This window comes from Halomonas sp. (assembly GCF_052095695.1).
Lineage (GTDB): Bacteria > Pseudomonadota > Gammaproteobacteria > Pseudomonadales > Halomonadaceae > Vreelandella.
In genome coordinates this window covers 25,533-43,813 of the sequence record NZ_JBQDLQ010000014.1, presented here as the reverse complement: position 1 = coordinate 43,813, position 18,281 = coordinate 25,533, and the positions used below count along the sequence as shown (strand labels likewise).

Sequence of the window (18,281 nt, the reverse complement as noted above, 5' to 3'; positions counted from 1 at the left end):
GGGCTTTTAACTTGCTGGTGTGACGTTTAAATTTTAAATGCCGAAATAGTTTAAGCCGCGCTCCTTGCTAGCTAGGCGCGCGGCTTTTTTATGCTTACGGCTAATACAGTGATGCTTGAGTAGTTAATTTTATACCGTTATCTCGCATAACAGAAAAATTAATACACTAACTATCAGCGTGACATTGCAGACATTACCTTCTAGCGTTAGCGCTGCCCGCTTTTCGTCGTGCGGTTGCGGATAATAAATTACTTAGCTTGTTAAGTGAGCCGCTGAAATCAGTGCCTGTGTATACGAATGCTGTGGGGATGCAAGCACATCAAGGCAATCACCTTGCTCAACCACTTCACCATCTTTAAGTACCATGATGCGATGAGCCATGGCGCGAATAACGGCTAAATCGTGACTAATAAATAGATAGCTTAACTGGCGGCGAGCCTGAAGGTCGCGCAGCAGCGTCACTAGCTGCTTTTGAACGGTTCGATCTAACGCTGAGGTTGGCTCATCAAGCACTAGAAGCTCTGGCTCTAAAATAATCGCTCTGGCCACTGCAATACGCTGGCGCTGGCCGCCGGAAAATTCATGTGGATAACGAGCAGCACAGCTTTCCGGCAAGCCCACCTCGAGCAGGGTCTGATTAACCCGCTGATTGACCTCTGCATCAGTTAGGTGAGGATAGTGAAAGCGCAGCCCCTCACTTACGATGTCAAACACCGGCATCCTCGGGGAGAGCGCGCCATAAGGATCTTGGAACACCATCTGCAGACGATGGCGATGACGCCGCAAAGCGTTGCCGGTTAGGCTGCTTAATTTATCGTTGCCAAGGATGACCTCGCCTTGGCTCGCGACCAGACGCATGACCGCTGATGCCAGGGTGGTTTTACCTGACCCCGACTCACCCACAATACCTAACGTTTCTCCTGGTGCGATATGAAAGTCAGCCGGATGAACGGCTACAAAATCAGGGCGCTGCGGTTTAAATAAGCCAGTTTTAGCGCGCTTAAAACTGACGCTTAGCTTACGGGCAGTAAGTACTGGGGCTGCGTGTTTAATGGCCTGCGGCCTACCTTCTGGCTCGGCGGCCAGTAGCGCTTTGGTGTAATCGCTTTGTGGGTGCTGAAAGACTTGCTCAACTGACCCTATTTCTTGTATACGCCCCTGATACATCACGCAGATGCGATCAGCATGGCGGCGTACCAGGTTTAGGTCATGGCTGATAAACAGCATGCCCATTCCGTGGTGATCGCGCAGTTCGCGCAGCAAAGCAAGGATCTCTTGCTGCACCGTCACATCCAGGGCGGTGGTGGGCTCGTCGGCTATCAGCAGTAATGGATTGTTAGCAATCGCCATGGCAATCATCACGCGCTGACGCTGTCCGCCTGAAAGCTGATGGGGCCAAGCATCAAGCAACTCGTCCGGGCGCGGTAGTTTGACTTGCTCAAGTAGCACTTTGCTACGCTGACGTGCCGCTTGGCCGCTGAGACCTTGATGTAGGCGCAAAGCTTCTCCGATCTGCTTGCCAACGCGATGAAGAGGGTTAAGCGAGGTCATGGGCTCTTGAAAGATAAAACCGATCTGGTTGCCGCGAATTCCGTTCCACTGCCTAGGCGTTGAGTTGGCAAGATTCGTCTCTCCCAGCCAGCGCTCGCCGTGAATAGTCGCATTGTTGGGCAGTAAATTGGCGATGCCTAGCGCAGAGACCGATTTACCCGAGCCAGATTCGCCAACGATAGCGAGGGTTTCCCCCGCGTTGAGCGTGAGCGACAGCGAGCGGACGACGTGTTGACCATCAAAGGCTATATCTACGTTTTCAAGGCGCAGGAGCGGGTTATTAGGCATGTTGATTCTCTTCGCTATGACTTGCTGCGCGTTGGGACTGCTGCACGTGACGAGGATCAAACGCATCACGCAGGCCTTCGCCAATAAATACCAACAGCGAAAGCATTATTGCTAGTGTCATAAACGCGGTAATGCCCAACCAAGGCGCATGCAGGTTATTTTTACCCTGTGCCGCCAGCTCGCCGAGTGAAGGGGCACCTGGGGGTAGGCCAAACCCAAGGAAATCCAGCGCTGTCAGGGTGCCAATGGCACCGGTGAATAAAAAGGGAATAAAGGTAAGCGTCGCGACCATCGCGTTAGGCAACACGTGGCGCCACATAATTAAGCGTGATGGGAGCCCCATTGCTTTCGCTGCGCGCACGTACTCCAGATTGCGCGCACGCAGGAATTCGGCGCGGACAATATCCACTAAGCCTAGCCATGAAAACAGCAGCATAATCCCTAGCAGCCACCAGAATCCTGGCTGAACAAAGCTGGCCAAAATAATCAGTAAGAATAATACCGGTAAGCCTGACCAAATTTCAGTTACGCGCTGGCCGATTAGATCTACTTTACCGCCAAAGTAGCCCTGCACACCGCCCGCGAAAACGCCAATAATAAGTGACCCAGCGGTGAGCACTAGCGCAAACGCAACGGAAAGTCGAAACCCATAGATCACGCGTGCTAACACATCGCGGCCTTGATCGTCGGTTCCCAGCAGATGGCGGCGATCCGGCGGTGCAGGCGAGGGCTGCGTCATGTACATATCAAGCGTTTGGTAAGAGAAGGGGTTCGCTGGCCACAGCGCCCAGCCGTTGTCATCAATTTGTTGCTGAATGAAGGGATCTAGATAGTCGGTGCGTGTAGGCAGAAAACCACCAAATTCGGTTTCTGGATAGTCCACCAGCAGGGGAAGGTACCACTGGCCTTCGTATTTCATGACAATAGGCTTGTCGTTAGCAATCAGCTCTGCAAACAGACTGACAATAAATAGCGCGCCAAATAGCCAGAGAGAAATGCGGGCGCGGCGATTGGCTTTAAATGCGGTCAGGCGGCGGCGAGTAATAGGCGATAAGCGTGACGATAGTGAGGCCATTATCACGACTCCCGGGTTGAAAAGTCGATACGCGGATCTACCCACACGTAGGTCAAATCGGAAATCAGCTTGAGAATTAGTCCGATCACGGTGTACAAAAACAAAGTGCCGAAAATAACCGGATAGTCCCGTTGCATTACCGCCTCAAAGCCAAGTAGGCCCAGGCCGTCAAGCGAGAAGATAACTTCGATCAAGAGTGCACCGGTAAAGAAGATACCGATCATCGCGGAAGGCAGGCCCGCAATAATGATGAGCATGGCATTACGAAAGACATGCCCATAAAGCACGCGACGTTCATCGGTGCCTTTTGCGCGAGCGGTAATCACATACTGTTTGTGAATCTCATCAAGGAAGCTGTTTTTGGTCAGCATGGTGAGAGTGGCAAAACTGCCAATAGCAGCAGCGATGACCGGCAGCGTGATATGCCAGAAATAGTCTTTGACTTTGCCCAATATCGATAGCTGATCAAAGTCAGGTGAGGTTAGACCACGTAACGGGAACAGGTCCCAATAGGTGCCGCCGGCAAAAAGAACGATCAACAGGATCGCAAACAAAAAGCCAGGGATGGCATAGCCGACAATCACGAGCCCCGATGACCAGACATCAAAACGTGAGCCATGGCGTAGTGCTTTCTGAATACCTAGTGGAATGGAGATCAAATACACCAGCAGTGTCGTCCAAAGCCCCAGCGATATGGAGACGGGAAGGCGCTCAATCATCAGTTCGATCACGGGTCGGTCACGAAAGAAACTAGTGCCAAAATCAAGGCTAAGATAGTCTGCCAGCATACCGATAAAGCGTTCGTGCGGGGGCTTGTCAAAACCGAACTGCTGCTCTAACTGTTCGATAAAACGTGGATCAATGCCGCGTGCACCGCGTGAATCGTCGCTAACCTGCACGTCCGCACCGCCCATATCTAAACGGGTGCTAGCCATGGCATCCGCGCCTTCAAAACGCGCTAACATTTGATCAATGGGCCCGCCTGGCGCCGCTTGAACAATCATAAAATTGAGTAGCATGATCCCTAATAGGGTCGGGATCATTAACAGCAGTCGGCGAAGGGTATAGCGGGCCACAGATCACTCCACGAATTTTTGACAATAAGCCGTTGCTATTAAGCCGGGGTCAGCGGCGGCGCTGCAGTTCTGCTTCACGCTCGGTGTCGACCCACCATGCATCCAGATCCATGCCATAGGCGGGAAAAGGTTCGCGATAGCCAAATTTATCCCACACCGCAATGCGCTTTTCGCCGGAATGATAGTGAGGAATAACGTAAAACCCCCAGCGCAAAACGCGGTCGAGCGCTCGCGTGGCGGTATCGAGTTCTGCGCGTCCGTCTGCGCGAATCAACGTTTCCACTAGCGAATCTATCGCTGGATTAGCCAGTGACATGCGGTTGCGGCTCTGCGGAGCCTCCGCGGCGGCGCTGGTCCAATAGTCGCGCTGCTCATTGCCCGGATTATTCGACTGAGGGAAGTGGCTAATCACTATGTCATAGTCATAATTGCGCTGTCGGTTTAAATACTGATTGATATCAACGATACGCAGTGATGTTTGTACACCAAGGCGGGCCATGTTGCGCAACATAGGCTGCACAACGCGTTCCAGCCCCGAGTCGTAGAGCAGCACTTCCAGACTTAAAGGTTCTCCCGTTTGTTGATTAACCAGCACGCCGTCTTCTACCGCGTAACCTGCCTCACGTAGCAGCGAAAGTGCTAAGCGAAGGCGTTCACGCAAGTCAGTGGGGGTATCAATTGGCAATGCTTCAGTGAATAAGCGGTCAGAGTGAAGTGAGGACTCAAGCTCTTCACGTAAGGGCTCTAACAATCCGAGCTCCTCTGCAGAAGGAAGGCCGGTGGCTTCCATCTCTGAATTTTGGAAAAAACTTTCGGTACGCTTATAAGCATCGTAAAAAATATTGGTGTTCAACCAGGGAAAATCGAAAGTGAGGCTAAGCGCTTCACGTACCCGGGGATCTTGAAATTTCTGTTGACGCAGGTTGAACACAAAGGCCTGCATCATTGAAGGGTTGACGTCAGGAACGGTGAGACGTTTCACCAGTCCTTCTTCATAGGCAGGGAAATCGTAGCCAATGGCCCAAGTGGCTGCCCGTGCGTCCTCACGAAAGTCGGTGAGCCCTGCCTTAAATGCTTCCCAGGCGATGTCCCGGTCGCGGTAATAGTCATAAACAATGCGATCAATGTTGTAGCGTCCAACGTTGACCGGTAAATCTTTACCCCAGTAGTTCTCATCGCGTTGAAACGTAATCCTACGACCTGGAACCACGTCACTAATGCGATAAGGGCCCGAGCCGGGGTGTGTTACCAGTGTTGGCGACGTAAACTCGTGCTGGTCCCAATAGTGGCGGGGCAATATCGGCAGTTGGGCAACGATTAATGGTAGTTCTCTAGATTCGGTGTCGTTAAAGGTAAAGCGCACCTGATGCTCGTTGAGGGCGATAACGTCTGCTACCCCTGCATAGTAGCTGGCATAAAACGGGTTACCTTTTTCACGTAGCAGGTTAAGTGTGAAAACAACGTCGTACGCGGTGACGGGCTCGCCATCCTGAAAACGTGCTTCTGGGCGCAGGTCAAACTCAATCCAGTGCCGATCAGGATCAAGGCGCACGCCTTCTGCAAGCAGGCCGTAAAGACTAAACGGCTCGCCGGGATTACTGGCCATCAGTGTGTCGTAGATTTGTGAAATGCCGCTGGCGGGGGTGCCTCGAATAATAAACGGATTAATAGAGTCGAAGCTTCCGCCTACTGCGGTATGCGTAATCGTGCCACCTTTGGGGGCATCGGGGTTTACATGCGGAAAGTAGGCAAAGTCTTCGGGGAGCTCGGGGCTATCATAGAGCGATAGCCCATGAACCGTTTCCACCGGCACTACGTTGTTTTCATCAGTATTTAGATCACCGACAACGCTATTTCTATCAACGCTGATTCTTTCAACGCTGATTCTTTCGACGTTGTCTTTATCAACGTAGGAGGACGCCTCGGTATCCGGCGTTTGCTCGATCGCGAGCGCCGATGCATTGAAAACTAAGCAACTGACGAATAACAACGTTTTCGCAAAAAATACACCACGCGGCATTGGTGATTTCCTATGTGAAAAAAGCCTACTGTTATGGCAATGCTATCAGTTCGGTACTATCAATGGCCGCTTCACAACAACGATTATTCTAAACGCCGGCGAGTTCCTACTCGGTATCGTGTCAGCGCCCAGAAAGCGTCAGTAATTGGCCGGGTTGTAAAGCGCCGGGGCGATCAATCGCATTCCAACGTATTAGGTCTTGCTGGTTAATATTATACTGAGCCGCGATCGCTGAAAGGCTGTCGCCTCGCTCAACGCGATGCGTCTCGCTGCTAGCGTTTTGCGCTAATGCTGGGCTATTGCCTTGTGCCAATTGAGCCAACACTTGAGCATCGACTTCTTCAGGGACTAGCAGCGTTTGAGCACTATGCGGATCAATGCTGCCATTAAGCAGGCCGGGGTTCAGCTCCGCCAGTGCAGTTTGGCTTACATCTAGCAGCTGAGAAGCTTCAGAAAGGCTCACTGCATGGGCTAGCTGCACTTTTGCAAACGCTGGATCAGAGTGGATCTCGGGCAAAATGACACCGTAACGGTCTGGATCATTGATGATCGTTGCGATGGCTTTTAGCTTAGGCACGTATTGCATAGTTTCATATGGCAGGGAAAGATCCCAGTAGCCGCCGTTTAAACCTTGATCCTGGGCTTGGTGCTGAGCACGATTGACAGTCCCAGCACCGGCATTGTAAGCGGCCAATGAAAGCATTAAATCACCTTCATACCACTGGTCAGCCTGCATTTCTAAGTAATCAAGTGCCGCATCGGTGGACGTTACTACGTCTAACCGACCGTCATAGTTGCCGTTGCGCACTAGGCCTAATGCGTCGCCGGTGCCGGGCATAAACTGCCAAAGGCCGGCGGCTCCACTATGGCTTTTCGCAGCGGGATCAAACGAGCTTTCTATAAAGGGAATTAGAGCAACTTCGCCCGGAAGACCACGTTCGCTTACCTGTTGGCTAATCCATGCAAGCCACGGTGTTGCGCGTTCAGTGATGGTGGCGATATTTTCTGGGCTAGACTGATAGTGCTCAATCCATGCGTCTACCCTTGCTTGGGCTTTTGCTGAGAGAGGGGAGTCTTGCCATTGGAAGCTTTTACGTAGCGTTGTCCAGGCGTCTTGAGGCTCTAGCTCCAAAGCTTCCCAAAAATGCGACTGGAAAGCTGAGAGCCTTGGTGTAGCGTCCGGCATGCCCGTACGTGCAGCATATTGCGCGGTGGCGGTAGACGATGTTGATGCTTCATATGCCGATGCTTGAGAGCTTGCCGCGGCGGCTAAAATTAGGCCCATAATGACGGAGCTGCCAGCGCACAGCATCAAGCGCTGGCGAATCGTTCGGTAGGTCATAGTTGCATTCGTTTCGATAGCGTTATTAAAAACGGTTCTTCCACTCACGTAGAGTAGTGAACGTAGCGAGATCATTATCATTAACACCCTGAGTACCTGCGGCTTGGCGCACGCTATCGGTGGCCACGCGTAGGTAGGGGTTAATTTTCAGCTCGCGTCCTATCGTGCTGGGTAAGGTCGGGCGATCCAGTGCCCTGGCCTTTTCACACTCCTGTAAGGCGTGCTTGACATCATCATTGTCAGGGTCCGCAGCACGAGCAAATGCAAGATTCGCTTGTGTGTACTCATGGCCTGCAAAGACCAGCGTATCTTCTGGGAGTTCCGCAAATTGTTTCAACGCTGTGAACATTTGTTCCGGAGTGCCTTCAAATAAACGGCCACAGCCAGCGCAGAAAAGTGTGTCACCACAAAACAGCAGGGCAGGGATGCCCGACGTGAAATAGCTGATATGGTCAAGCGTATGGCCGGGCGTCGCCATGACGTCAAATAACCGCCCCATAATGCGAATTTGATCGCCATCCTCCACAAACTCATCAATACCATGAATGGTGGGGGTGTTGGGGCCGATCACATGCGGAGAATAACGTTTGATCAATTCGGCTAGGCCGCCGGTGTGATCATGATGGTGATGGGTAATCAGAATGCTCTCTAGGCGTAGCGACTCTCGCTCAAGAAACTCGATTACTGGGGCGGCTTCACCCGGGTCCACCACGCAAACGTTTTGACTGGTATCTTGTCTTAATAGCCAAATATAGTTGTCGCTAAGGGCTGGAATCGGTGTCACGCTCATCATCGGCGAGATCCTTTAAGTGTCAAAAAATAGAGCTGTTAAAAAGAACGTATAAATGTAAAACACAGCAAAAAATGCAAAACATGGCGCTAATTTGGTGCTTAAAAGGCGCTAAAAGCCGTTACTTTGGAGGGAAGCGCTGTTCATGTCAAATTCGATGACGGCTACAACACTTGCCAAGCGCTTGATAAATAGCCAGCCGTATTGGCAAAGCGAGGCCGGTCGCTCGCTTTGGGAGTCTCAGCGGGCGTGTCTTGGACCTGTGGCTGAAACGCGAGCCGGCGGGCACAGTTTGGAAATGAGCATGGGGCCTGCAATGCTGACAATGTCAGCCATTCCGCACGCAATACGCTGGTCGCCAACTCGCCAGCTAGCGCATTCAGATGCGACCTTGGTATGCCCACCTGATCAACTGGCGCTGCCAGACCGCTGTTTAGACGTGATGGTTATTCATCACTGGCTTGAGCATCTTCCGGATGCTCATCTGACGCTCAAAGAGGCTGCTCGGGTAACGGCTGATAATGGCATTTTAGTGCTTTTTGGCTTTAATCCTGTTGGCGTCAGTGGGCTTGTCCGCCAGTGGCGTAAACGCCAGCAGCACTACCCTTGGAGTGGCGACTGGCGTTCGTCGAACCGTCTTCGTGACTGGTTGGCGTTTGTCGACTTTGACGTTCAGCGCGTAGACTATTGCTGCTTTAGAGGGCGCATGAACGCCAAGTGCGGTGAGTATTGGGAGTCTTTGGGGCGTCGGCATAACCTGCCACTCGGTGAAAGCTATATGATTCTTGCCCGGCGCAAGCAGCGCCAGGCGCCCGTCCAGCGCCTGAAATTTGGATTAAAAGCACCGGTGTCTCCGGCGTCATTAGGCGCTACCCGCTCTAGCTCATCCGCTCACGTGCAACCTTATCAAGAGCATCAGGCTCCAACGCATTCAAAGAGAGATCAAGAGATTGACTAATAAGGCTGCCGAGCACCTACCCTGTGTGACGGTGTATACCGATGGCGCTTGCCGGGGTAATCCTGGCCCCGGTGGCTGGGGCGTTGTGCTGGCGAGTGGTGAGCATAAAAAGACCTTAAAAGGCTATGAGGCAGATACGACTAATAACCGCATGGAATTGATGGCCGCGATTATGGCACTACGCACACTCAATACACGCTGCGAAGTGGCGCTGTGGACTGACTCTCAGTACGTGCGACAAGGTATCACTCAGTGGATTCATAACTGGATCAAGCGGGGTTGGAAAACTGCCGCTAAGCAGCCGGTTAAAAATGCCGAGCTATGGAAAGCCCTTCACGAAGAGACTCAGCGCCATCAAGTGGCGTGGCACTGGGTGAAAGGGCATAGCGGCCATCCCGGCAATGAGCATGCCGATACGCTGGCCAATGAGGCTATCGATGAGCACCAGAAGAGGAAAGTGTGATGCGGCAAGTCATCTTAGATACTGAAACGACGGGTATTGACCCTAAAGATGGGCATCGCTTAGTTGAGATTGGTGCCGTGGAGATGGTTAATCGTCGTTTCACTGGACGTACCTACCACCAGTATATAAATCCCGAGCGCCATATCGATGCTGAAGTAGTGGCTATTCATGGTATTGATAACGCTAAAATAGCCAATGAGCCGGTGTTTGCCAAAATAGCCGATGAGTTTTGGGCATTTATTGATGGCGCTGAGCTGGTGATCCATAACGCGCCCTTTGACGTGGGCTTTATAGATCATGAGCTCGGCATGCTTAATAAGCATCGCAGCGGTTTGTCATTAGGGCCTGTTCGTGATCACTGCGGCGTTCTTGATACGCTGACGATGGCTAGGAAAATGCATCCTGGTCAGCGCAATAGCCTTGATGCGCTGTGCAAACGCTACGATATTGATAATGGTCACCGCGTGCTGCACGGCGCGTTGTTAGACGCCGAAATCCTCGCTGACGTATATCTAGCGATGACGGGCGGGCAAACGGCGCTGACATTAGATGCTGCCTCTGCCTCCGAGCGGCAGCAGGCCGACACCTCTAGTGAAGGGCTGTCGATTCAACGTTTAACATTAACGCCCGGTCAACTGCGCGTGGTTCGCCCCACCGAGCAGGAGCAAGCAGCCCATAAAGCTAAATGTAAAGCACATCAATTGACTTGGTTTGAGGACGCAAGTAACGATGCTTAGGCGAGAAATTCCCTATGATGAGCAGGCAGGGCGCGTTATTCGTCTATCGCGCAGCTTCCTGGCGCCCGCTCCTTTAAGCGGCAGTGATCAACTCACTCCATTACAGCCTTTTCAGCCCTGGACCGAGCAGATGCAGCCGCTGTGTTATTGGGATGATGAGCCTGTAGCGCTGCTTGTGGATCCCCAGGCTGAAAGTGGTTGGATTGATGGTCGTCAGTGGATGAGCGAGCTGCCCACCGCATGGTTTAGCCTGCTATCGACAGCCTTACAGGTTGGCGCATGGTTAGAAAATCATCGTTTCTGTAGCCGCTGTGGGACTTCTGCCACCAAACTGGCTGCGGAATTTGCGATGCACTGCCACGCCTGCGGGCATCGTAATTATCCGCGCATTTCGCCGTGCATTATTACTCTGGTGACCAGTGGTGAGGCGATGCTCCTTGCTCGCAGCCCGCGTTTTCCGCCTGGCCGCTATTCGACCCTGGCTGGATTTATTGAGCCAGGTGAGTCTGCAGAAGAAGCCGTGCATCGAGAGGTGTTTGAGGAAGTGGGGGTCCATATCGATCAACTACGCTACCACCAAAGCCAGGCGTGGCCTTTTCCTCATTCGCTGATGTTTGGCTACTTTGCCGAAGCAACGACGCGACGCATACGTATTGACGGTGTCGAAATCAGCGATGCGGCGTGGTTTTCCCCTCGTCAGTTGCCGTCGTTGCCACCGCCGTATTCGATATCGCGTGAACTTATCGAGACACATTTAGCACGCTGGCGCTGAAAAATGCCGCGTGCTTAAACATGCTTACTTGCTAGGAAACAGGCTGGTCAGTTTAGTGGCCAGCATCACATTGCCGGTTGCTTTTAGCTTTCCAGTCATGAACGCTGTCATGCCGTTGATGTCGCCACTCATGATGCCTTTCAGCGTCTCGGTGCTAAGGCTTAAGCTGACGGAAGGGTCATCGTGTTCGCCTTCTTGAACATCAAGCGCGCCATCTTGAATGTTCAGATAGTGGCTGCCCGCATCTGAGAAATGAAATTGAAAAATTTCGTTCATCCCCTCGGCGGCTTCTGGATTGAAACGTGCTTTCAGCTTATCAAGGGTAGTCGTTGACATAATAAATCTCGCAAGTAAGTCGATAAATTAGCTTAAGGTTATCGATAGTAGTTCAAAGAAACAATCGGATATGGAACGAGACTATTTCATACGTACGTTTCAATCAAGCACTACAATTATGCGTCTTAGGATACATATGAGCATTGTCCCTGCTTTAGAATTCAATTATCCAGTGGAGAACGTCAATGAGTGAATGGGTTGCAGAGTTAGGTACGTTTTTAGTCCAGACAGCTATAGTGATCGCGTTGCTGGTGATTGGTTTATTGCTCATAACTCGCTCTAAGCAAGCTAAAGAGCGTGGCCTGACGCTTCGTGTTGAGCAACTTAATGATCAGCGATTAGATCGTGGCCGCCGCCTGCGTTTGGCCACTGCGCTGCCTTATGCGCGTAAAAAGCTGCTAAAAACATTTCGCCAAGATGAGAAAAAGCGCTTAAAGGTTCAAAAAAGCGATCAACAAGCGCCACCAGCATCTTGTGTATGGGTGTTGGATTTTCACGGTGATTTGAAAGCCTCGCAAACCGAGCATTTTGCTCAAGAGATTTCCGCTATTATCGACGTGGCTAGCAAAGAGGATGAAGTGGTGATCCGTCTGGAGTCAGCGGGCGGCTTAGTGCATGCCTATGGCTTGGCGGCTGCACAGATGGACCGGCTAAGTGCTGCGGGCCTTATTACGACGGTATGCATCGATAAAGTGGCGGCCAGCGGTGGCTATATGATGGCCTGTACCGCGCAGCATATTAAAGCGGCTCCTTTTGCCGTTATTGGATCGATCGGTGTAGTGGCGCAGGTGCCTAACATCCATAGGCTGCTCAAAAAGCACGATATTGATGTCGAGTTGCTAACCGCTGGAAAATATAAGCGTACGTTGACCGTACTTGGTGAGAATACCGAAGAAGGCAAAGACAAGTTCTTGGATGACTTAGAGAACACCCATCGATTATTTAAACACTATGTCGCAGAGCGTCGTCCCACCATGGATATTGACTCGCTAGCCACCGGTGAAATTTGGTACGGCAGAGAGGCATTACCCCAGCTGCTTGTCGATAGCGTAGGTACTAGCGAAGCCTATTTGACAGAGCGTATGGCGCAGGTGCAGGTTTATACCGTCAAGCTTGAGGCGCCTAAAACAATGAGCCGGAAGCTTGGCTTAGCCGTTTCAGCGGGTGTCGAAGCAGCTGCGCTCAAGGCACTGGGGCTGATCGACGCGGCGGGATGGCAGCGTCGCTAACACTCATTCTGAGTAGTGGTGCGCCAACGCAGCAAGAATGGCTTTGGCGCTTTCGCTGCTTAATGAATAATAGATGGTTTGTGATTCCCGGCGTGTACTGACCAGCTCATCACGCCTCAATATCGCTAAATGCTGTGACAATGCTGACTGGCTCAAGGCAAGCTGTTGATTTATTTGAGTAACTGATAGCTCTTTCTCAGCAAGTAAGCACAGTATTTGTAAGAGTTTTTCGTTTGCCAATGCTTTCAGTAAGCTGGTTCCCGCCTCAATAGCTCGGCAGTTGTGTTCCAGCAAACGTGTCGCGGCGCTTGTAGAAGCAGACATAGTGATCTCCTTGTCTACGCTGTTACATAAGCTTGGTTATATGCATTGTTATAATTTATCTCGGCATCGTCGCGTCGCGAAGATCAAGTTGTTTAATGATCAGTAATTTAGCGAGTTTTGTCCAAGGCTTTGTTTAACGGTTTATCAATGATAAGTCCTTTGGCTAATTGTTGACAATAAAAGAGGGTGTTGCATCCTTTATGGCACGTTAGCCGATAGTATGAGGGTGCTAAGACGATTTACTTTATACAGTGTCAACAATGCGTTTGCATAATAACGATGAGAACACTATGAGTCGCTACCACAATGCTTTCCAGCAGTCGGTTGAACACCCTGAAACATTTTGGGCCGAGGAGGCTAAACGTATCCCCTGGTACACGATGCCCCGCACGATACTCAGCTATGACGATCAGCATCACGCACGCTGGTTCAGCGATGGAGAAATGAACCTTTGCTATGCGGCTTTGGATTACCACGTTGAGCAGGGTAGAGGTGATCAAGCGGCCATTTTCTGGGATTCCCCCGCCACGCAGTCTAAGCAAACTATCAGCTATCGGGACATGCGTGATCGCGTTGCTCATTTCGCCGGTGCCTTGGCCCAGCTAGGCATTGAAAAGGGTGATCGTGTCATTATTTATATGCCTATGATTCCCGAGGCATTGATTGCGATGTATGCCTGTGCACGGTTGGGGGCAGTTCATTCGGTCGTCTTTGGGGGCTTTGCTCCCCATGAGCTGGCCGCACGTATTGAAGACGCCGAGCCCAAGGTGGTGGTCGCAGCCTCGTGTGGCATCGAACTAGGTAAAGTGCTGCCTTATAAACCGATGATTGATCAGGCGATTACTCTCAGTGCTCATAAGCCAAACGCCTGTGTCGTTTACCAGCGCGCAGCGCATCAGGCACCGCTAGGCGCTAACGACTATGACTGGGATCAGTTAGTCGCAGGAGCGCCATTTGCCGATTGTGTCCCGGTGAAGGGCATTGACCCGCTCTATATACTTTACACCTCAGGTACGACCGGTAAGCCCAAGGGTGTGGTGCGTGACACCGGTGGATACGCGGTGGCATTGGCGTATTCAATGGAGGCTATTTATGCCATGAAGCCCGGTGAAGTGTTTTTCACCGCATCCGATGTAGGCTGGGTGGTCGGCCACTCTTATATTGTTTACGCCCCCTTACTGCTGGGTTGCACGACTGTTGTATATGAAGGTAAGCCGGTTAAAACACCCGATGCAGGCAGCTTCTGGCGTTTGATTGAAGAGTATCAAGTCACCAGCTTTTTCACGGCGCCCACTGCATTCAGGGCAATGAAAAAAGAAGACCCTGACGCTGAGCTGCTGAAAAAATATGACATTAGTAGTCTGAAGCATCTTTACGTCGCCGGTGAGCGGCTTGATCCTCCGACGTTTCATTGGCTTGATGACTTGCTCGAAGTGCCGGTTATTGATCACTGGTGGCAAACTGAAACCGGCTGGCCGATCGCGGCAAATTTGCCTGGTATCGAACCTATGCTGACCAAAGCCGGTTCCGCGACGTACCCTGTGCCAGGTTTCTATGTGCAGGTGCTTAACCGCGAAGGAGACCAAACTGAGCCTATGGAGCAGGGCAGTGTCGTCATTAAACAGCCGATGCCTCCAGGCTGCTTAATTGGCGTATGGCGAGACCCTCAGCGTTTTTACTCGGCGTATATGGCGGCGTTTCCCGGTTACTATTCAACCGGTGATGGCGGCTATTTTGATGAGCAGGGCTATTTGTTCATTATGGGCCGTACCGACGATGTCATTAATGTTGCAGGGCACCGGCTTTCTACTGGAGAGATAGAAGAAGTGGTGGGTGCACATCCTGCCGTCGCAGAGTGTGCGGTAATTGGTATTCATGATGAGCTGAAAGGGCAACTGCCTATCGGGCTGGTGATTCCCAAAGATGGCTTCACAGGCGATGAGACGACTCTGGAGGCAGAGCTAATCGCTCGGGTTCGTGAGCACATTGGGCCTATTGCCTGTTTCAAACAGGTGTTAGTGGTTGATCGATTGCCTAAAACTCGATCAGGTAAGATATTGAGAAAGCTGCTGCGTACTATTGCTGATGGAAAAGAGTTTGGTATTCCTTCTACCATTGATGACCCTGCTAGCTTGGCCGATATTCATACGGCTATGCGCCAGCGTTCGGTGGGTGCATCCGATAAAGCCACGCCGCTTTGATTGATGCCGTAAGCCGCTCACGAAGTGGAGCGGCTTTCATTGCCCGGTAGAAGCCGTATAATGCTGCTCCCTTGCGCTAATGACATCGAGGGTTCCCTAACCCCTCTTCTTATGTACAAAAAGGCTTATCGACATGTTCGCATTGAGTGACGCTCAACACCGCCGCTGCTTATTAGTAATGGTGGCCTTTCATATTGGCATTATTGCCGCCAGTAATTATCTTGTTCAGTTGCCGTTTACGCTGTTTGGATTTCATACCACTTGGGGAGCCTTCAGCTTTCCGTTTATTTTTTTGGCCACTGATTTAACAGTGCGCTTATTTGGTAAAGGTCCCGCCCGCGCTATCATTCTTCGCGTTATGCTTCCTGCCTTGGTGGTATCCTACGTGGTCTCAGTTGTGTTTCCACGGGGGAGCTTTGCCGGTATTGAAGCGCTTTCTGAATGGAACCTATTTGTCGCTCGCATCGCGCTCGCTAGCTTCTTAGCCTATGTGATAGGTCAACTGCTTGATGTTCAAGTGTTTGACCGTTTACGCCAGTTATCCTGGTGGGTCGCCCCCGTGTGTTCAACGGTGTTGGGTAACCTTGCCGATACGTTCGCATTTTTCTCTACGGCGTTTTATAACAGCCCTGATCCGTTTATGGCGGCCCATTGGGTTGAAATTGCCACCGTCGACTATGCAATCAAATTAGCGATCAGCCTGTTATTCTTCTTGCCACTGTATGGCCTGCTACTCGCCTGGTTATCGCGCCGTTTAGTTGTTTGGACAGGGCAGGTAGATAGCGCGCCCCGCACTGCCTCAAAACATGGCCTGTAAAAAATATCGCTTTTAAAAATACGGCTTGTAACAACATTGCTTGAAAAAAATGTTTTTAAAAACATTGCTAAGACATAGGAGCTTGCATGACTGACGCTGCCATCGTTGATCTTCACTGTATTGATATGCCCGCTGATCAGAATACCTCCGACGCTACTCCGCTGGTGGTTATTCATGGCTTGCTAGGAAGTGCTGACAACTGGCGCTCGCATTTAAAAGCGTGGCAGCGCTCGCGTCGGGTCATTGCTGTCGACCTGCGTAACCATGGCAGGTCTCCTCATGCTGAGGGCATGCGCTACGCAATGATGGCGAACGATGTTATAGCACTGCTTGACAGCCTTTCCATTGAGCGTGCGCATGTGCTGGGCCACTCAATGGGAGGCAAAGTAGCAATGAGCTTGGCCCGCCTAGCACCTGAGCGGGTTGTTTCGCTGATCGTTGCCGACATAGCGCCAGTCGCGTATGAGCATGGCCACGATGATGTGTTTGCCGCACTCGAAAGCGTTCGTGAAGGTAAGCCTAAAACGCGCAGTGAAGCCGATGTAATGCTGGGCGAACATGTCGACTCTCGCCCCACGCGGCTTTTCTTAGCGACTAACCTGGTGCGTAACGACGATAACGTGATGGCGTTAAGAGTGGGGTTAGATCAGATCAAACAGGGTTATAGCGATATTATTGGCGAGCCGGACGGTGAACAGCCCTATGAGGGGCCAGCGCTGGTGCTGCGTGGGGCTGATTCCCCTTATGTCGCTGACACCATGCTACCCGCGCTACGTGCGGTAATGCCCATGGCACGCGTCGTAACGCTTAAGAATGCCGGTCATTGGCTGCACGCCGATCAGCCTGAGGCTTTCCAGCAGGCCGTTGAGATATTTTTAAACGCGCAATAAGCGAAATGGCGATCAAAGCTCTGTAACGGTAAGTCCATGTTGCTCTGGGTGGCGCAAAAAACGCTTTAAAATTCGATAGCTATCAACATCAAAGAGCGTAGGGGTATCGGCTAGCATTCTGGCTTGTTCAATGCTCGTCGCGCTACCGAGATAGCACCACTGGCGAACCACGTGCCAGGCAAGGGGGGAGTTGCCAGTCGGGCGCTCTTCAATAGCAATGCTGCCAGACCAAGGCCATGCATTGATTTGCAGTTGCTGTAACGCGGCCTGTGCGCGCTGTGTGTGAAAAGCTATGGATTCCTGCCCGTTACACGCCCCGCTGCACTTGCCCAGCTGGTTAGCAAAACAGCGGCCCTTTCCCTTCTCAAGCCCCATAACGCGTGGGCAAAGCTGGTGATCCTCAATGATTGAGCGAAGTGCCTTTTTAGCATCCATTGCATTGCGAAATAAACCATACAATTTTTTACTTTGTGGTTGGTTGAGGGTGCTACCGCTAATGAGCTCGGGGCAGTTTGCGCCTTCCGGCCAATGCCAGGTCGTCAGTTTTCCCTGTTTGCGCAGTTGCCGATTCATAATGGGCATTAATGTTTTCACTAGCTGCGCTTCGCGCAATTGAGCGCCTAGATCGCCGGCTGTCTCCTCCCATTCAATCTGCTGAACCTGTTGCGCCAAGCGCATCTCTTTATCGTCCTGGTGGTCACGCTGAAAGTGGCCCAGCACGCGGCTGCGCAGATTAATGCTTTTACCCACGTAGAGTGGCAGTCGATTGTGGCCATAAAATAAGTAAACACCCGGCGTGGCGGGTAATCCTTCGAGTTGAGCGCTATCAAGATGCGCAGGCAGCGTGCGGTGGCGCTGCTCTTCATTAAGAAGGTTTTGCCACGTCTCGGTACTGTGTTCCTGCTGCCAGGCTTGCCATAGCGACCACAGCGCATTGGCATCGTCGCCAGCCCGATGATGGCGAAGGGGAGTGATATTGTAACGGTTGAGTAATGCTTTGAAATTATGCTGCTGCTCTTGAGGCGCTAATCGCCGCGACATGCGTAGCGTGCAGATAATCGATGTGCGGTAATCCAGACCTGCGCGTTTAAATTCGTTGCGTAAAAAGCTGTAGTCAAAGCGTGCGTTATGAGCGACTAAATGCCCATCGCCAAGCCACTCGCGCAGCGGCTTAGCTATCTGCACAAATCGTGGTGCGTTGCTTAGCATCCGATCGTCTATACCGGTCAACTGGCTAATTTGTGCCGGGACCTTACCCTCTGGATAGATCAAGCTCGACCAACGATCAATCACCTCGCCGTTAGCAATTTTTAAGGCCGCTATTTCGGTAATACGGTCACGTATCGGGCGTGTTCCCGTTGTTTCTAAATCAATAAAAATGAGGGCAGTTTCACTCATGCGCCTCCAAAGCG

17 protein-coding genes are annotated in these 18,281 nt (G+C 51.6%); 8 read left to right on the top strand and 9 right to left on the bottom strand.

The genetic code is table 11. The annotated features are described in order from the left end of the window. Window positions 1-252: 252 nt before the first annotated feature. The 6 genes from ACTH5D_RS04660 to gloB all read right to left on the bottom strand — a co-directional run bounded on the left by ACTH5D_RS04660 (window position 253) and on the right by gloB (window position 8,145). Window positions 253-1,839, bottom strand: a complete 1,587-nt coding sequence (locus tag ACTH5D_RS04660; RefSeq protein WP_441668821.1) for an ABC transporter ATP-binding protein — start codon at window positions 1,837-1,839, stop codon at window positions 253-255. Beyond that, window positions 1,832-2,914, bottom strand: coding sequence for an ABC transporter permease (locus ACTH5D_RS04655; RefSeq protein WP_441668819.1), 1,083 nt, complete (start codon window positions 2,912-2,914; stop codon window positions 1,832-1,834). The genes ACTH5D_RS04660 and ACTH5D_RS04655 overlap by 8 nt, the downstream gene beginning before the upstream one ends. A 2-nt stretch (window positions 2,915-2,916) precedes the next feature. After that, entirely contained in the window at window positions 2,917-3,990 is a 1,074-nt protein-coding gene (locus ACTH5D_RS04650) for a microcin C ABC transporter permease YejB (RefSeq protein ID WP_441668817.1), read from the bottom strand. Window positions 3,991-4,039: 49 nt separating this feature from the next. After that, window positions 4,040-6,010, bottom strand: coding sequence for an extracellular solute-binding protein (locus ACTH5D_RS04645; protein WP_441668815.1), 1,971 nt, complete (start codon window positions 6,008-6,010; stop codon window positions 4,040-4,042). A 121-nt stretch (window positions 6,011-6,131) separates the two neighbouring features. Continuing rightward, the gene (locus ACTH5D_RS04640) at window positions 6,132-7,352 is read right to left on the bottom strand and encodes a transglycosylase SLT domain-containing protein (protein WP_441668813.1); all 1,221 of its coding nucleotides are present in this window, start codon (window positions 7,350-7,352) and stop codon (window positions 6,132-6,134) included. A 25-nt stretch (window positions 7,353-7,377) separates the two neighbouring features. After that, window positions 7,378-8,145, bottom strand: a complete 768-nt coding sequence (gene gloB, locus ACTH5D_RS04635; RefSeq protein ID WP_441668811.1) for a hydroxyacylglutathione hydrolase — start codon at window positions 8,143-8,145, stop codon at window positions 7,378-7,380. A 142-nt stretch (window positions 8,146-8,287) separates the two neighbouring features. On the opposite strand from gloB, the gene ACTH5D_RS04630 reads away from it, so the two are divergent. From ACTH5D_RS04630 to nudC, 4 genes are read left to right on the top strand one after another with little or no spacing between them, the layout of a single operon-like run. Continuing rightward, window positions 8,288-9,100, top strand: a complete 813-nt coding sequence (locus ACTH5D_RS04630) for a class I SAM-dependent methyltransferase (RefSeq protein WP_441668809.1) — start codon at window positions 8,288-8,290, stop codon at window positions 9,098-9,100. Then, window positions 9,093-9,563 (top strand): ribonuclease HI, encoded by a 471-nt coding sequence (rnhA, locus tag ACTH5D_RS04625; RefSeq protein WP_441668807.1) that lies wholly within the window; start codon window positions 9,093-9,095, stop codon window positions 9,561-9,563. The genes ACTH5D_RS04630 and rnhA overlap by 8 nt, the downstream gene beginning before the upstream one ends. Beyond that, the gene (dnaQ, locus tag ACTH5D_RS04620) at window positions 9,563-10,300 is read left to right on the top strand and encodes a DNA polymerase III subunit epsilon (RefSeq protein ID WP_441668805.1); all 738 of its coding nucleotides are present in this window, start codon (window positions 9,563-9,565) and stop codon (window positions 10,298-10,300) included. Before rnhA ends, dnaQ begins: the two co-directional genes overlap by 1 nt. Further along, window positions 10,293-11,072, top strand: coding sequence for an NAD(+) diphosphatase (gene nudC, locus ACTH5D_RS04615; protein WP_441668803.1), 780 nt, complete (start codon window positions 10,293-10,295; stop codon window positions 11,070-11,072). Before dnaQ ends, nudC begins: the two co-directional genes overlap by 8 nt. A gap of 24 nt (window positions 11,073-11,096) precedes the next feature. On the opposite strand, the gene ACTH5D_RS04610 is transcribed toward nudC, so the two are convergent. Beyond that, the gene (locus ACTH5D_RS04610; RefSeq protein WP_441668801.1) at window positions 11,097-11,408 is read right to left on the bottom strand and encodes an SCP2 sterol-binding domain-containing protein; all 312 of its coding nucleotides are present in this window, start codon (window positions 11,406-11,408) and stop codon (window positions 11,097-11,099) included. A 185-nt stretch (window positions 11,409-11,593) separates the two neighbouring features. Between ACTH5D_RS04610 and sohB the strand changes: the two genes are divergently transcribed. After that, window positions 11,594-12,637 carry a protease SohB gene (gene sohB / locus ACTH5D_RS04605; protein ID WP_441668799.1) on the top strand — a complete coding sequence of 348 codons (1,044 nt, stop codon included), beginning with the start codon at window positions 11,594-11,596 and terminating at the stop codon, window positions 12,635-12,637. Between the two features lie 3 nt (window positions 12,638-12,640). On the opposite strand, the gene ACTH5D_RS04600 is transcribed toward sohB, so the two are convergent. Next, window positions 12,641-12,961 (bottom strand): ArsR/SmtB family transcription factor, encoded by a 321-nt coding sequence (locus tag ACTH5D_RS04600; protein ID WP_441668797.1) that lies wholly within the window; start codon window positions 12,959-12,961, stop codon window positions 12,641-12,643. Between the two features lie 260 nt (window positions 12,962-13,221). Here ACTH5D_RS04600 and ACTH5D_RS04595 point away from each other — a divergent pair, with 260 nt between their 5' ends. The 3 genes from ACTH5D_RS04595 (at window position 13,222) to ACTH5D_RS04585 (ending at window position 16,869) form a co-directional block, all read left to right on the top strand. Continuing rightward, the gene (locus tag ACTH5D_RS04595) at window positions 13,222-15,162 is read left to right on the top strand and encodes a propionyl-CoA synthetase (RefSeq protein WP_441668795.1); all 1,941 of its coding nucleotides are present in this window, start codon (window positions 13,222-13,224) and stop codon (window positions 15,160-15,162) included. A gap of 133 nt (window positions 15,163-15,295) precedes the next feature. Then, the gene (locus ACTH5D_RS04590; RefSeq protein ID WP_441668793.1) at window positions 15,296-15,979 is read left to right on the top strand and encodes a 7-cyano-7-deazaguanine/7-aminomethyl-7-deazaguanine transporter; all 684 of its coding nucleotides are present in this window, start codon (window positions 15,296-15,298) and stop codon (window positions 15,977-15,979) included. An 86-nt stretch (window positions 15,980-16,065) separates the two neighbouring features. Continuing rightward, window positions 16,066-16,869: an alpha/beta fold hydrolase gene (locus ACTH5D_RS04585; protein ID WP_441668791.1), complete on the top strand. Its 804-nt coding sequence runs from the start codon at window positions 16,066-16,068 to the stop codon at window positions 16,867-16,869. Between the two features lie 12 nt (window positions 16,870-16,881). Here the strand turns inward: ACTH5D_RS04585 and ACTH5D_RS04580 are convergent, their stop codons facing one another. Next, the gene (locus ACTH5D_RS04580) at window positions 16,882-18,267 is read right to left on the bottom strand and encodes an exonuclease domain-containing protein (protein ID WP_441668789.1); all 1,386 of its coding nucleotides are present in this window, start codon (window positions 18,265-18,267) and stop codon (window positions 16,882-16,884) included. Window positions 18,268-18,281: the final 14 nt, after the last annotated feature.